The following is a 13,985-nucleotide window of genomic DNA, read 5'->3' as shown; positions in this document are numbered from 1 at the left end:
GTTTGAAGGGCAGTTCACTGTGGGCGTATTCGTGGCCGAGGTGCGGCCGCGCTGGTCCGATATGGACGCGTTCGGGCACGTCAACCACGCGAGCCTGGTCACCATCCTCGAGGAGGCGCGGGTAGCGCTGTTGTTCGAGGAAGCGGTGCGCCGCGGCGTCACCGAGCTCGGCAAGGGTGTGGTCGTGGCGAAGCTGTCCATCGAGTACCGGGCACCGCTCGTGGTGGACGGCTCCGCGGTTCGCATCGAGCTCGCCGTGCGCGATCTGCGCGCGGCGAGCTTCGCGATGGACTACACCGTGGTCTCCGGGCGGGGTGAGCGCGCGCGGACCGTGGCCACCGCGCACACCCTGATCGCGCCGTACGATCTCGAGCAGTCGAGTCCGCGCAGGCTCAGCGATGCCGAGCGGGACTTCCTCGCCGGCTGGCTGGCCGAGACCCCGGGCAGGGGCAGTGCCTGAACCGGTGCGCATCGAGATCCCCGGACGCGCCGAGCGGGAGACCCTCGGCGCGTTCGTCGCGCGCGCCGTGCGCCTCGAGACCGAGGGCGTGGTGCGGCTGCGCAACCGGGACGCCCGCCTGCTCGAGGCCTGGTTCGCCACCCCCTTCGACGTGCTCGCCACCCGCACCGTCGCGGGCACCGTCCAACCGGGGGACAGCACCGTCTCCGGGAACGAACTGCTCGCCGCGCTCGCCGTGGTCGGCGGTCCGCACCTCGACGCGGGACCGCCGCGTGATCTGTTGTGGCGCGCGCCGCTTCCCCCGCAACAGGGCTGGGCCGCGCTGGACACCCCGCCGGCGAGCGTGCTCGCCGAACTCGCCGAGAAAGGCGTGGAACTCGCGAAGGCCAACACCGGGCCGACCGGGAACCCACCGGCATCCCTGCTCGACCAGTCCGTGCTCACGGTCGAGGGCGCCGGACTGCGCGTCGAGATCCCCATGCGGGCCCTGTTCGCCATGTCCGGCATGGGGTTCCTGGACCGCGATGTCCCGGAAGGCGAACGGGTCAAGGTCACCGCGACCGATGCCTGGCTGCGTGTCGACGCCAGGTTCGGCGCCATCGTGCGGCGCAGGCACGCCCAGCTCCCGCTGCTGCTGTAGCTTTCCGCGGCCGACGGCCATCCGGAGAGGAACCCTCCTATGCCTGTGGAACTCGCCGAAGCCTACGAAGACGCGTCGGATTCCTGGGCCGTGTCCGAGGATGCTCCCCCCTGGGAAGTCGTGTCCGGAGACTGATCCATCGCGGCGCTGCTCAGGGCCGGGACAACAGCATCCGGCCCCGCGGAGTGATCGAGTGCAGCACCGACTGCCCGGTGCGCCGCGAACTGACCAGGCCCGCCTCACGCAGCAGGGTGACCTGCTGGCTGGCCGAGGCCGCGGACAGCTCGATGGCTTCGGCGAGCGCGCTGGTGGAGTGCTGTTCCTGGAGGGTGTACAGGATGCGCGCGCGGGTGGTGCCGAGTATCCCGTCGAGGTGCGCACCGCGCTCGATGGCCGCGTGCGCGACGGGACTGGGGGCGACGGGACTGGGTGCGACGGGACTGGGTGCGGTGGGACTGTGCACGGCGGGGAAGGTCAGCACGGGCCTGCGTTCGGCGTCGATCATGGTGACCGGGGTGCCGCGGCAGAAGTAGGAGGGCACGAGCAGCAGTCCCCGGCCACCGAGGTGCAGCTCGCGGTCACGGACGTAGTCGGTCTCGAGCACCGGCCAGTTCCACCGGAAGGTCGGCCCGAGGTCGCCGAGCAGGGCCTCGGTGCCCCCGCTGAGCTGGCGGCGGCCGTGCCGCTCGGCGTTCTGCGTGATGGTGGCGCCGATGTCGGCCCAGTAGGGCCGGACGAAGGTGTGGAAGTAGTGCCGCAGTGCCGTGCTGAGTTCGTCGATCGCGGCACGATCGGACTCGGCGATGGCGCGCCCGAATCCGCCGGTGTTCCTGCCGAGCCTGTCCGGGTGCATATCGCGGGCGAGCACTCCGCGCGGGGTGGCCAGGACGGTTTCGAGTTCGGCGGCGAAATCCGTGGTCTCCGGGTGCGGGGTCAGGCTGGGATAGGGAGTGAGAAAGTCGGGGAAGTTGCCCGCATCGGGGATCAGATGGGTGAGGATTCGGAGGCTGGTCCTGGTGCGTTCATCGGCGAGCGCGCCGGTCACCATGCCGCGCCAGCGGGCGTGCGCGGGGCACTGGGCGGGTTTGCGCAGGCGATGGCTGCTGAGCACGAGTTCCCACATCGGGTCCGGAGCCGCGAGCAGCCGGGTGCGCAGGACGTCCTCGGGCGTGAAATGTATCCGCAGTACCGTCTGTCTTCGCCTAGCCTGCATCGCGATACCCCAGGTAGTCGAACCGGTGAGCCGAATCTACTTGGTATACGCGCGATGTCCGTCTTCGGTTGGCCCGGATTCAGGCGGTGAGCCAGACGGCGGTGTTCGGTGCGAGCTCGTCCCCATCGAAGGGACCACTGGCCAGCAGCAGTTTGCCCGGTGGCCGGGGAACCGGGGCGCCGGTGGTGTTCAGCGCGCAGGTGAGCCCGCCGCCCTTGCGCCGGAATGCCAGGCAGCCCTCGGGCGCGCCGTACCACTCGATCTCGGTTCCGGCGAACGACGGATCGGTGTGCCGCAGTTCGATGGCCTTCCGGTAGAGCGAAAGGGTGGAATCCGGGTCCTCGAGCTGGGCGGCCGCGGTCAGCCCCGCCCAGTGCTCCGGCATGGGCAACCAGCTCCGTTCCCCGGGAGTGAACCCGTAGCCGGGTGCCTCGCCTTCCCAGGGCAGCGGAACCCGGCAGGCGTCCCGGCCGCGCTGGGTGTGCCCGGAGCGTTCCCAGCGCGGATCCTGCAGCGCCCAGTCGGGAAGATCCACATCGGGCAGGCCGAGCTCCGCGCCGTTGTAGAGGAACACCGCCCCCGGGAGGGCGAGCTCGACGAGCAGCATCGCCCTGGCCCGCGCGCGGCCGAGCTCACCGCCGCCGTAGCGGGTCACCTCGCGGGACACGTCGTGGTTGGACAGCGTCCAGGTGGGCGGCGCACCGGTGTCCTGCACGGCGGCCAGCGTGTGCTCGATGGCCGCGCGCATCGGTTCCGCCCCGAACTCGGCCTGCAGCAGCCGGAAATTGAAGCCGAGATGCAGCTCGTCCGGGCGCACGTAGCGGGCGAAGCGCTCGTCGTCGTGCACGCACACCTCGCCGACGGTCACGGTGCCCTGGTACTCCTCGACGACCTTGCGGATCCCGCGATGGATGTCGTGCACGCCCTCGTTGTCCCAGCGCGGATCGGTGCGCAGATCGGTGGCGAACACGTCCTCGCCGCGCCGCTGGGCCTCGATGATCCGCGGATCCATGTCCGCGAGGGTCGGCGGTTTCGCCATACCGTGCGCCACGTCGATCCGGAACCCGTCGACGCCGTGTTCGAGCCAGAACCGCAGTGTCCGCTCCATGTCGGCGCGCACCTCGGGATTGTCCCAGTTCAGGTCGGGCTGTTCCGGGGCGAACAGGTGCAGGTACCACTGCCCGTCCGGGACCCGGGTCCACGCGGGCCCGCCGAACGCGGAGACCCAGTTGTTCGGCGGTTCGGAGCCGTTGCCCTCGGCGAAGATGTAGCGTTCGCGTTCCTTGCTGCCCGGTGGCGAGGCCAGCGCGGTGGTGAACCACGGGTGCTGCGCCGAGGTGTGGTTGGGCACCAGATCGATGGTCACCCGGATGCCGTGCGCGTGTGCCTCGGCGAGCAGCCGTTCGAAGGCGGCGAGATCGCCGAAGAGCGGATCCACATCCCGGGGATCGGCGACGTCGTAGCCGTGATCGGCCATCGGGGAGGGGTAGAACGGGGTGAGCCAGAGCGCATCCACGCCGAGCAGGTCGAGATAGCCGATCCTGGAGGTGATCCCCTCGAGATCACCGATGCCGTCACCGTTCGAGTCCGCGAACGAGCGGACATAGACCTGATAGAACACCGCGTCCCGCCACCAGGTGCTGTCCCCGATGACGAGCGTGCTGCTCGCTGCGCCCCGTCGCATCTTGCAGATCATGCCACCCGGACGGCTGTGCGAGCTACCGGTGAGTCGAGAACTACTCCGGGGTGAACATCACAGCCAGGAATTCACCATCGACTGGGCGGCCATCTCCAGGTACTGCCACAGCTGGTCACGGTGCCGCGGTTGCAGTCCGGCCTCGTCCACGGCGATCCGCATGCAGCGCAGCCAGGCGTCGCGCTCGATGGGGCCGATGGTGAACGGCGCGTGCCGCATCCGCAGCCGCGGATGGCCGCGCTCCTCGGAGTAGGTGTGCGGGCCGCCCCAGTACTGCTCGAGGAACATCCGCAGGCGCCGCTCGGCCGGGCCCAGATCTTCCTCCGGGTACAGCGGCCGGAGCACCTCGTCCTCGGCGACCTCCTGGTAGAAGCGGTGCACGATGCGGTGGAAGGTCTCGGCGCCACCGACGGCCTCGTAGAAGGAAATCTGCTCCGGTTGCTCTGGTGCTGCCACGGTCCCGAGTCTAGTTACCCGTTCCGGCTCTCGCCGGAGCCGATCCGGATCGCGGGGCCGGGTACCCCGGCGTCGCGCAGCGCGTCCACGATGCGCGCCCGCAACAACCGCTGGATGGCCCACTGTTTACCGGGGCGGACCTTCAGCGTGGCACGCAGCCCGATGCCTTCCGCGGTCACCGATTCCACCCCGAGCAGCTGGGGTTCCTCGAGCATGGCCTCACCGAGGGCGGCAAGGGTTTCCTCGGCGCGCAGGACCCGGTCCACGACCGCGAGCGCCTCGTCCACATCCGCGTTGCCGGAGATCGGCACATCCACCACGGCGACCGCGTGGCCCTGGCTGAAGTTCCCGATCCGCAGCACCTCGCCGTTGCGCACGTACCACACGGTGCCGTTCAGATCGCGCAGTGTGGTCACGCGCAGTCCGACCGACTCCACGGTGCCGATCGCCTCACCGGTGTCGATCACATCGCCGACCCCGTACTGGTCCTCGACCATCATGAACATGCCGGAGAGGAAATCGCGTACCAGTGTCTGGGCGCCGAAACCGACCGCGACCCCGATCACCCCGGCCGAGGCGATGATCGGGGTCAGGTTCACCCCGAGCTCGCCGAGGACCAGTACCGCCGCGATACCGAAGACCATGAAGTTCAGCAGGGATTTCAGTACCGAGCCGATGGTCCTCGCGCGCTGCCGTCGCCGTTCCGTGGCCGCGGGCGTCCGGGTGACGCGCTCCTTGAACGGGCGCAGCAGCGCGGGTTTCTTCCCGTCCGGCCGTTCCTGGACGGCGCGATCGATCGCGCGCCGGGCGAGCCAGCGCACCAGCAGCGCGACGATCAGGATGAGCAGGATCGTCGCCGGTTTGGCGACCAGCCAATCCGCGCTCGAGGCGAGCCAGTTGCTTCCGGTGAGGCTGTAGAGCTTGGAGCACCAGCTGTCGGCATCGCGCACACAGTCCGGCGGGGTGCCGGTACCGGAAAACGCATCGGACAGGGGAGCGGCGAAGGTGGCGGAAGGCGACATCGAACTTTCGGGTCTGTTCAGGGGATGTTCAGGTCAGTGCCCTTGGCGGCCCCATCGAGGCTACTTGCCGAGGCCAGGTTGGTCACTGTCGTTGTCGACTCCGCGACATGTGGCCAAATCGTACGTGCTTTTCACCCGTATTTGTGGTCGACTGTGCGTGCACCCGGTGGAGGTGGTCGCGTGATAGATCGACAACCGATCCCGAACGCTGCCACGCAGCAGGACGGCGAGGCGGCGGGGACGGACGCGTGCCGCGACCCGATCGGCTGGCCATGGGGCAAGCGCCAGGTGCTGTTGCTCAACGCGACCTATGAACCGCTCACCGCACTCCCGCTACGCAGGGCGATCGTACTGCTCGTCTGCGGCAAGGCCGAGGTCGTGCACGACGATCCGGCCGGCGCGCTGCTGCACTCCGCGCGCCTGGAGGTCACCGTGCCCTCGGTGATCCGCCTGGAGAACTACGTCCGGGTGCCCTACCGGGCGAAGGTTCCGCTCACCAGGGCGGGCGTGATGTACCGGGACCACTATCGGTGTGTGTACTGCTGCGCCCGCGCGGAGACCATCGACCACGTCATCCCGCGGAGCAGGAGCGGACCGCACAGCTGGACGAACTGTGTGGCCAGTTGTGCCCGATGCAACCACCGTAAGTCGGACAAGCTGCTCTCCGAACTCGGCTGGACCCTGCCGAGGAAGCCCACCGCGCCGAAGGGGCCGCACTGGCGGCTGCTCGCGGGCGTGCGGCACACCGACCCGTTGTGGTTGCCCTACCTCGAGCCGGCGGCGTAGGAGCGCTCACCGAACGCATGGAGCCCGCCGCCGGGTGCACGGCACTCGATGGCGGCGGGCTGGCTCCGTTGCGTATTCCCCGGTGGGCTCGCTGGTCAGCGGTTGATCCGGACACCCCGGTCGATGCGCACACCGCGATTGATGCGGACGCCACGGTTGATACGGACTCCGGTGCCGCGGTCGGTGTTCATGAGCACTCCTTCGTCGAATAGCTTTATTCACTCGTTAAGACGGACAATCAGCTAAATACCGAACGAATACGACAGCAACGGTTGCCGTCGGTAGTCGATATGCATTCGCCTTGCCCCGTACAGGTGACATTAAAACCACTATCGGGTGTAAACAAGGCGGCATTTGGGTGGGTCGCCTCCCCCACACGTGCGTCCAAAGGGGTACGCAGGGCATGTCTTCGGTCCTGACCAGGGAATCCATGAGCCCCGCGCGATGAGATGGGCGCGATCGGCTAACGTGACGGTGTGACCGTCTGGCAGACCATCCTCGTGTACGTGGTGATCCCGGCCGCGCTGTACGGCCTGATCGCTCTGCTCTCGACCGCGGGTCGGCGGAACAAGGCCGTCGCGTACCGGCCGGGCAAGGAATGGAACTTCGCTCCCGTGTGGTGGGGCCCGAACCCGGTGGGTGCCGGACTCGACGCGCACGGCGCGCACGGTTCGGCGCAGCACGCCGAAATCGGTGCCGGGGCGCAGACCACGGTAGGAGGCGCAAGTGGCAACTGGTGAAGTCGTCGCGGGCGGGGGAACCGCCTCGCTGGAACGCCCGGCCGATCTGCCGGAGAACCTCGCCTTCGGAGCCGCGGAGATGGCCGGTGGGCGGATCTCCACCGCGCTCGAGCACGCCACCCCGAAGCCGTCGACGCCCTTCTCCACCCGCGAGCTGAGCAGGCTCGACGAGGCGCTGACGCTGTCCAGCAGGGAAACCGGGCTGGTGTTCAGCGTGTACCTCGGCGAGCTCGGTGAGGACAAGCGGGCCCGCGCGCAGGAGCTGCACGCCGAGACCGACGATCCGGCCCGCTCGGTGCTGATCGCGCTGTCCCCGGGGCAGCGCGCGGTCGAGATCGTGACCGGCGGCGGCGCGCGCGAACAGCTCACCGACCGTGCCTGCAAGCTCGCCGTGATGAGCATGGTCGCCTCCTTCAAGGAGGGGGACCTGATCGGTGGCCTGGTCTCCGGACTGCGCATGCTCACCGAGCAGGCGGGCGGCTAGACCCAGAGCATCCGAAAAGGGGCGGCCCGCGCTGGGCCGCCCCTTTTCGCTGTCCCCGTCCTTAGTCGCGCACCTCGGCCGGGGATAAGGCGTCGCGCACGAACAGGGCGAGTATCCCGGCGAGCACCGCGACGGCCGCACCGACCCAGTACACGGTGTGCAGCCCGGTCATGAAGGTCTGGTGCGCGATACCGCTGATCGTGCCCGCGATCTGGTCCGCCTTGGCCGCGGGCGCGCCGGTCTGGGTCAGGCCCGCGGCGATCGCGTCCCGGGCGGCCGGTGGAAAGCCGAGCTCCACGGTCTTGCCGAGCCCCGCGGCGACCTGCTCGGCGGCCTGTTCGCTGCCGAGCGCCCCGCGCAGGTTCCCCGCGAAGCCGGAGCTCACCACCGCGGCCATCACCCCGCCGAGCACCGAGGTGCCCAGTGCGCCACCGAGCTGGGTCATGGACTGCTGCAGCCCGGAGGCGACACCTGCCTTGTCCACGGGGGCGTTGCCCACGATCGCCTGGGTGGCCGCGACCATCATGAATCCGATGCCGAAGCCGCCGATCACGAAGGTGGGCACCAGCTCCCACACGCTCGAACCGGCCTCGATGCGCTGCATCAGCAGCAGTCCGATCACCAGCAGCACAGCCCCGGAGACCAGGGTCTTGCGCACACCGGCCTTCTCGGTCATCCAGCCGGAGACCGGGGAGGCCACGACCGAGGTCGCGGAGAGCGGGAGCAGCGCGATTCCGGTGGCCACCGCGGTCAGCTCCTGCGGGCCCTGCAGGAAGAAGGTGATGAAGAACATCAGGCTGAACATCGAGAACATCACGACGATCATCAGCACGATGCCGATGGACAGCGAGCGGTCCCGGAACAGGGTCAGCGGCACCATGGGGCTCTCCACCGTGAGCTCGATGACCGCGAACGCGGCGAGCAGCACGAGCCCGAGCGCGATGAACACGAGCGTTGTCGTGCTCGTCCAGCCGCTGTCCTGGGCCCTCGTGATGCCCCACACCAGGCTCGCCATGGCGAGAGTGAGGGTGATCGCGCCGGGCAGGTCCAGCCGCTGCCTGATCCGCTCACTCGATTCCCGGATGATCACCAGCCCCAGCGAGACACCGAGCACGCCGAAGGGCAGGTTGATGAAGAACACCCATGGCCAGCTCGCATACTGCACGAGCAGCCCGCCCACGATCGGCCCGCCCGCCGTGGCGATGGCCGAGATCGAGCCGAAGATCCCGAGCGCGCGGGAGAGCTTGTCCGCCGGGAACGCCGCACGCAGCACGCCGATGCCCGCGGGCCCGATCATCGAGCCGAACACCGCCTGCAGCGCCCGCGCGGCCACGAGCAGCCAGATCGAACCGGCGAGCCCGCACAGCAGCGAGGCCAGCGAGAACCCGCCGACCCCGATCAGGAACAGGCGTTTGCGGCCGAACTTGTCGGCGAGGGTGCCCATCGGGATGGTCAGCCCGGCGAGCACCAGCAGATAGGCGTTGGTGACCCACTGGATGCCCTCCGGGCTGGCGTGCAGGTCACTGGCGATCGTCGGGTTGGCGACCGCGACCACGGTGCCGTCGATCATCACCACGAAGATCCCGGTGACCACGGCGATCAGGCTCGGCCATGCGTGCCGCGGAATCGTGCCGCCGCCGGGCTCGGCGCGCTCGTCCGTCGGTGCAGCGGACATCGGTGTACCCCTCGGGAAAGATCACGTGGACTCGTCGTACAGCCTACGGACGGCCGCGGAACCGGTCGACGGTGAAGGTCCTCATACGGGGTACTTGCCCGTGCACGGCCTGCTCGGTGTTCGCGACCGCCTCGGAATCCTTGATGAACAGGGCGAGCGCGGCACCGACCAGGATCACCACGGTGCCCACGAGGTACACGGTGTGCAGCCCGTTCACGAAGGTCACGTGCGCCGCGCGGGCCACGCCCGCGGCGAGCTGCTCCGCCTGCTGGCGTGGGATCCCGGTCCCGGCCAGCTGCCCGGCGAGCCCGGAGCGGGCCGCGGGCGGGAACCCGAGCTCCACGCTCTTGTGTACCGCCTCGCTGCCGCCGAGGGCATCGACGGCCTGTCCGCCGCGGCCGCCGAACGTGCCGCGCAGGTTTCGCGCGAAGCTGCCCGCGACCATGGTGGCCAGCACGCTGCCCAGCACCGAGGTGCCCAGCGATGCGCCCAGCTGGGTCATGGACTGCTGGATGCCCGAGGCCACGCCCGCCTTCTCCACTGGTGCGCTGCCCACGATGGCCTGGGTGGCGGAGACCATCATCAGCCCGAGGCCGAACCCGCCGAGCACGAAGGTCGGCAGCAGGTCGAACACCCCGGAATCCGCGTCCACGCGCAGCATGAGCAGCAGCCCGGCCGCGAACAGCACGGCGCCGAGCACCAGCAGCTTGCGCACCCCGAACTTCTCGGTCAACAGCCCGGAAAACGGCGAGATGATCGCGAACATCACCGAGAACGGCAGCATCGAGAGCCCGGTGACGATCGCCGACTGGCCGAGCACGCCCTGCACCAGGAAGGTCACGAAGAACATCAGCGAGAGCATCGAGAACATGACCATGACCATCAGCACCGAGCCGAGCGCGAGGGTACGGCTGCGGAACAGGCTCAGCGGCATCATCGGGTTGGCCACCTTGGCCTGGACGACCACGAACACGGCGCCGAACACCAGCCCGAGTGCGATGAACACCAGCGTGTTCGCGCTCGTCCAGCCCACGGCCTGAGCCTGGGTGATGCCCCAGATCAGGCTGACCATCGCCACGGTGAGGATGCTCGCGCCGAGCAGGTCGAAACTCTGCCGGACCCGTTCCCCGGACTCCTTGATGATCCGCATCCCGAGCAGTACGCCGAGCACGCCGAAGGGCAGGTTGATGAAGAACACCCACGGCCAGCTCGCGTACTGCACCAGCAGCCCGCCGATGATCGGGCGGCCGCGAAGGAAACCCCGGAGAGCGCGGCGAACACGCCCATCGCGCGGGCGAGCCGGTCCGGCGGGAAGGCGGCACGCAACACGCCCATGCCCGCGGGGATCAGCATCGCGCCGAACGCTGCCTGCAGCACCCGCACCGCGATGAGCATCCCGATCGAGACCGAGAGCCCGGCCAGCAACGAGGCCAGCGAGAATCCGCCGACCCCGATCAGGAACATCCGCTTGCGGCCGAACCGGTCGGCGAGGTTGCCGAGCGGGATCATCAGCCCGGCCAGCACCAGCACATAGGCATTGGTGACCCACTGGATCCCGGCGGGCCCGGCGTGCAGATCGGTGGCGATCTCCGGATTGGCCACGAACAGCACGGTGCCGTCGAGCATCACGACGAACACGCCGAACACCACGGCGATCAGGCTCAGCCAGGCCTGGCGCGGGATCGCGGCCGGTGGATTCTTCGGTTCACTCGCGTGACCGAGAGTGGAAGTGGACACGGGTTCCCCCAAGACTCTTCCGATGAATGCGCGGTGCGGCAGAAGCCGCCGAAGGCATGGTCAGCCTACGGAGACTCCTGCCCGGTTTCGAACGGTTTTTACTTTCGGTCTGTTCCGTTCGACCCGTTCCCACCGTGCAACATCAACTAAGGTTGAGGTCAACCCGTCCGCTTCAGGAGCGCGTCTGATGACTCTCGTCCGTCGCGAGCGGGTGTCCAGCGTGGATCCGGTGTCCTGGGGGACACCCGCGGCCGAGGTCGCGGCGAACGATTGAGCCGTAGTGGGTTTCTGCGGTGATCGAGGACGACGCTGGCCATGCCCGCCGGCGCTGGAGGCCATACCAGCGCCGCGCTGGCATGCGAAGGTACTTCGCCGACGTCTCAGCGCAGCAGGACATGGAGTTGTCAGGCGTGCTCTTGGCTAGGAGCGGTCGAACTCCCGTGCGGCCAGTGCGCGCAGGATGCCCGCACGCCCTTCGGAGACCAGCCTGCGCAGGGCGGCGGGGTGGTCACCGGCGAGCCAGTCGTCGGCCGCGCGCACCGTGTCCTCCTCGATGGCCCAGCTCGGGAACAGCCCCACCACCACCGGCTGGGCGGCCTCGGGGGAGCGGCGCTGCCAGACCTCGGCCACCTCGGCGAAGTAGCGGTCCACATAGCCTGCGATGAGCTGGCGCTGCGCGGGGTGCGAGAACCCGGCGATGACCGCGTCGATGGTGGCGTTGGTGAGCGAGTCGTCGTGCACGGCACGCTGCCAGGCGGTCTTCTTGGCGTCCTCGTTCGGGATCAGTGAACGCGCCCGGTTGCCCGCGCGGGCACCGGTAGCGGTGTTGTCCCGCTGCTCCTCCGCGGCGATCTCCGGTTCCCCGGCGACCCCGTGCGCCACCAGGGCGTAGAGCAGCCGCCAGCGCAGATCGGTGTCCACGGTGAGCCCCTCGAGCGGGGTGGTCCCGTCGAACCAGCCGCGCAGCGCGCCCAGTTCGGTGTCGCCGAGCTTGGCCTGGGTGAGCGCGTTGACGAAGGCGAGCTGGTGATCCGAACCCGGAGCGGCACCCTTGGCGAGCTCGAGCAGCCGGGTACCGAGGCGCCGCCAGCCCTCGTCGGACCACTGCGGATCGGTGTAGGAGTTCACCGCCGTGGTCGCCTGCAACAGCAGCCGCTGCAGCACGCTGATCTCGGTCTCCGCCTCGATCCCGCCGAGCACGATGGACAGGAAGTCGCGCGCCTTGAGCTCGGCCTCGCGGGTCATCTCCCAGGCCGCGGACCAGCACATGGTGCGCGGCAGCGAGTCGGCGAAATCGCCGATGTGGTCCACCAGGGTGGCCAGCGAGCCCGGGTCCAGGCGCACCGAGCAGTAGGTGAGGTCGTCGTCGTTGACCAGCACGAGCTTGCCCGCCTGCGCGCCGACCAGCTCCGGTACCTCGGTCAGCTCACCGTCCACATCCAGCTCGATCCGGTTGGTGCGCACCAGCTTGCCCGCCCCGTCGAAGTCGTAGACGCCCACGGCCAGGCGGTGTTTGCGCAGTTCGCCCGCACCGGGACGGGCGGGACCCTGGACGATCGCGAACGAGCCGTAGCGGCCGTCGGCGACCTCGAACCGGGCACGCATCAGGTTCAGCCCGGTGGTCTGCAGCCACTGGGCGCCCCAGTCGGAAAGGTCCCGCCCGGAGGCCTCCTCGAGCGCGCGCAGCAGATCGGCGAGCACCGCGTTGCCGAACTGGTGGCGGTCGAAGTAGGTGCGCAGCCCGGCGAGGAAGTTGTCCTGGCCGACGAAGGCGACGAGCTGCTTGAGCACGCTCGCCCCCTTGGCGTAGGTGATCCCGTCGAAGTTGACCTCGACCGCGTGCAGATCGGCGATGTCCGCCGCGACCGGGTGCGTGGAGGGCAGCTGGTCCTGGCGGTAGGCCCAGGACTTCTCGGCGATCGCGAAGCTGGTCCAGGCCTCGGTGAACCGGGTGGCCTCGGTCTTGGCGAACTCCGAGGCCCAGGTCGCGAAGGACTCGTTCAGCCACAGGTCGTCCCACCAGCGCATGGTGACCAGATCGCCGAACCACATGTGCGCCATCTCGTGCAGGATCGTGGTCGCCCGCGCCTCGTAGTAGAACCGGGTGACCTTGCTGCGGAACACGTAATCCTCGCGGAAGGTCACGCAACCGACGTTCTCCATCGCGCCCGCGTTGAATTCGGGGACGAAGCACTGGTCGTACTTCCCGAACGGGTAGGTGAACCCGAAGTTCTCGTGATAGCAGGCGAAACCCTGCTTGGTGATGGTGAAGATGTCCTCCGGGTCCATGTACTCGGCCAGCGAGGCGCGGCAGTACAGGCCCAGTGGGATGACCTCGCCGTGCGCGCCGCGGAACTCCTCGGTCCACTGCGCGTAGGGGCCGGCCACGAGGGCGACCAGGTAGGTGGACATCGGCTTGGTGGTCTCGAAGACGTGCCTGCCGCCGGTGTTCGAGGCCTCCGGGGCGTTGCCGATCACCTTCCAGTGCTCCGGGGCGGTGACCGTGACATCGAAGGTCGCCTTCAGATCCGGCTGGTCGAAGCAGGCGAACATCCGCTTGGCGTCCGCGGTCTCGAACTGGGTGTACAGGTACATCTCGTCGTCGACCGGGTCCACGAAGCGGTGCAGGCCCTCGCCGGTGGTCATGAAGGCGCAGTCGGCCTCGACGGTGAGCTCGTTGCGCTCGGCGAGGTCGTGCAGCGCGATGCCCTCGTCCTCGCGGTAGTCGTCCAGGCACAGTTCCACGCCGTTGAGCTCGGCGCGCAGCACCTGGGGCGCGACGATGTCGATCCAGCTCGACGCACCCACGGTCGCGCTGGAGAACCGCACCGTGGTCCGCGAGCGGAAGGTGTCCGCGTCCGGTGTCAGATCGAGCTCGATCGCATAGGACTCGACATCGAGCAACGCGGCGCGCTGCTGCGCCTGGTCGCGAGTGAGATTCGGCGCGGCCACGGATCACCTCTCCATTCGTCGGCCTGGGAATTTTCCCTGTTCCACCGCATCCAATCACGTCGCTCGTCAAGACCGGTACCGAGTTCACCGTGCCCGTGGAACACTCCGGGCTCCGGGGATGTTC

At 68.9% G+C, this 13,985-nt stretch carries 11 protein-coding genes and 1 pseudogene; 5 read left to right on the top strand and 7 right to left on the bottom strand.

Going from position 1 to position 13,985, the window contains the following annotated elements; all coding sequences use genetic code 11:
• The first annotated feature begins 19 nt into the window (after positions 1–19).
• Positions 20–460, top strand: a complete 441-nt coding sequence (locus A37U_RS0141715; protein ID WP_020502609.1) for an acyl-CoA thioesterase — start codon at positions 20–22, stop codon at positions 458–460.
• Complete coding sequence (locus tag A37U_RS0141710; RefSeq protein WP_020502608.1) at positions 453–1,100, top strand: DUF8185 domain-containing protein; 648 nt, start codon at positions 453–455, stop codon at positions 1,098–1,100. Before A37U_RS0141715 ends, A37U_RS0141710 begins: the two co-directional genes overlap by 8 nt.
• A gap of 151 nt (positions 1,101–1,251) precedes the next feature.
• Here the strand turns inward: A37U_RS0141710 and A37U_RS0141700 are convergent, their stop codons facing one another.
• The 4 genes from A37U_RS0141700 to A37U_RS0141685 form a co-directional block, all read right to left on the bottom strand.
• Positions 1,252–2,313, bottom strand: coding sequence for an ArsR/SmtB family transcription factor (locus A37U_RS0141700; protein ID WP_020502606.1), 1,062 nt, complete (start codon positions 2,311–2,313; stop codon positions 1,252–1,254).
• Between the two features lie 79 nt (positions 2,314–2,392).
• Positions 2,393–3,997 (bottom strand): glycoside hydrolase family 13 protein, encoded by a 1,605-nt coding sequence (locus A37U_RS0141695; RefSeq protein ID WP_026198195.1) that lies wholly within the window; start codon positions 3,995–3,997, stop codon positions 2,393–2,395.
• Positions 3,998–4,066: 69 nt separating this feature from the next.
• Positions 4,067–4,465, bottom strand: coding sequence for a globin (locus tag A37U_RS0141690; protein WP_020502604.1), 399 nt, complete (start codon positions 4,463–4,465; stop codon positions 4,067–4,069).
• A 14-nt stretch (positions 4,466–4,479) separates the two neighbouring features.
• Positions 4,480–5,487 carry a mechanosensitive ion channel family protein gene (locus A37U_RS0141685; RefSeq protein ID WP_020502603.1) on the bottom strand — a complete coding sequence of 336 codons (1,008 nt, stop codon included), beginning with the start codon at positions 5,485–5,487 and terminating at the stop codon, positions 4,480–4,482.
• 288 nt (positions 5,488–5,775) lie between these two features.
• On the opposite strand from A37U_RS0141685, the gene A37U_RS0141680 reads away from it, so the two are divergent.
• The 3 genes from A37U_RS0141680 (at position 5,776) to A37U_RS0141665 (ending at position 7,497) form a co-directional block, all read left to right on the top strand.
• Positions 5,776–6,273: an HNH endonuclease gene (locus A37U_RS0141680; protein WP_026198193.1), complete on the top strand. Its 498-nt coding sequence runs from the start codon at positions 5,776–5,778 to the stop codon at positions 6,271–6,273.
• A gap of 476 nt (positions 6,274–6,749) precedes the next feature.
• A complete protein-coding gene (gene ctaJ, locus A37U_RS0141670; protein WP_020502600.1) occupies positions 6,750–7,013 on the top strand; it encodes an aa3-type cytochrome oxidase subunit CtaJ in 264 nt (87 codons plus the stop codon).
• Positions 7,000–7,497, top strand: a complete 498-nt coding sequence (locus tag A37U_RS0141665) for a DUF5130 family protein (RefSeq protein WP_020502599.1) — start codon at positions 7,000–7,002, stop codon at positions 7,495–7,497. Before ctaJ ends, A37U_RS0141665 begins: the two co-directional genes overlap by 14 nt.
• A 61-nt stretch (positions 7,498–7,558) precedes the next feature.
• Here A37U_RS0141665 and A37U_RS0141660 read toward each other — a convergent pair whose 3' ends face one another.
• The 3 genes and pseudogenes from A37U_RS0141660 to pepN all read right to left on the bottom strand — a co-directional run bounded on the left by A37U_RS0141660 (position 7,559) and on the right by pepN (position 13,861).
• Complete coding sequence (locus A37U_RS0141660) at positions 7,559–9,172, bottom strand: DHA2 family efflux MFS transporter permease subunit (RefSeq protein ID WP_020502598.1); 1,614 nt, start codon at positions 9,170–9,172, stop codon at positions 7,559–7,561.
• Positions 9,173–9,215: 43 nt separating this feature from the next.
• Positions 9,216–10,798: pseudogene (locus tag A37U_RS49030) on the bottom strand (MFS transporter).
• 531 nt (positions 10,799–11,329) lie between these two features.
• Positions 11,330–13,861: an aminopeptidase N gene (pepN, locus tag A37U_RS0141650; RefSeq protein ID WP_020502596.1), complete on the bottom strand. Its 2,532-nt coding sequence runs from the start codon at positions 13,859–13,861 to the stop codon at positions 11,330–11,332.
• Between the last annotated feature and the right edge of the window lie 124 nt (positions 13,862–13,985).

The sequence above is a fragment of the Sciscionella marina DSM 45152 genome (assembly GCF_000379465.1).
GTDB classification, from domain to species: domain Bacteria; phylum Actinomycetota; class Actinomycetes; order Mycobacteriales; family Pseudonocardiaceae; genus Sciscionella; species Sciscionella marina.
This window is presented reverse-complemented; position numbering and strand designations above follow the sequence as displayed.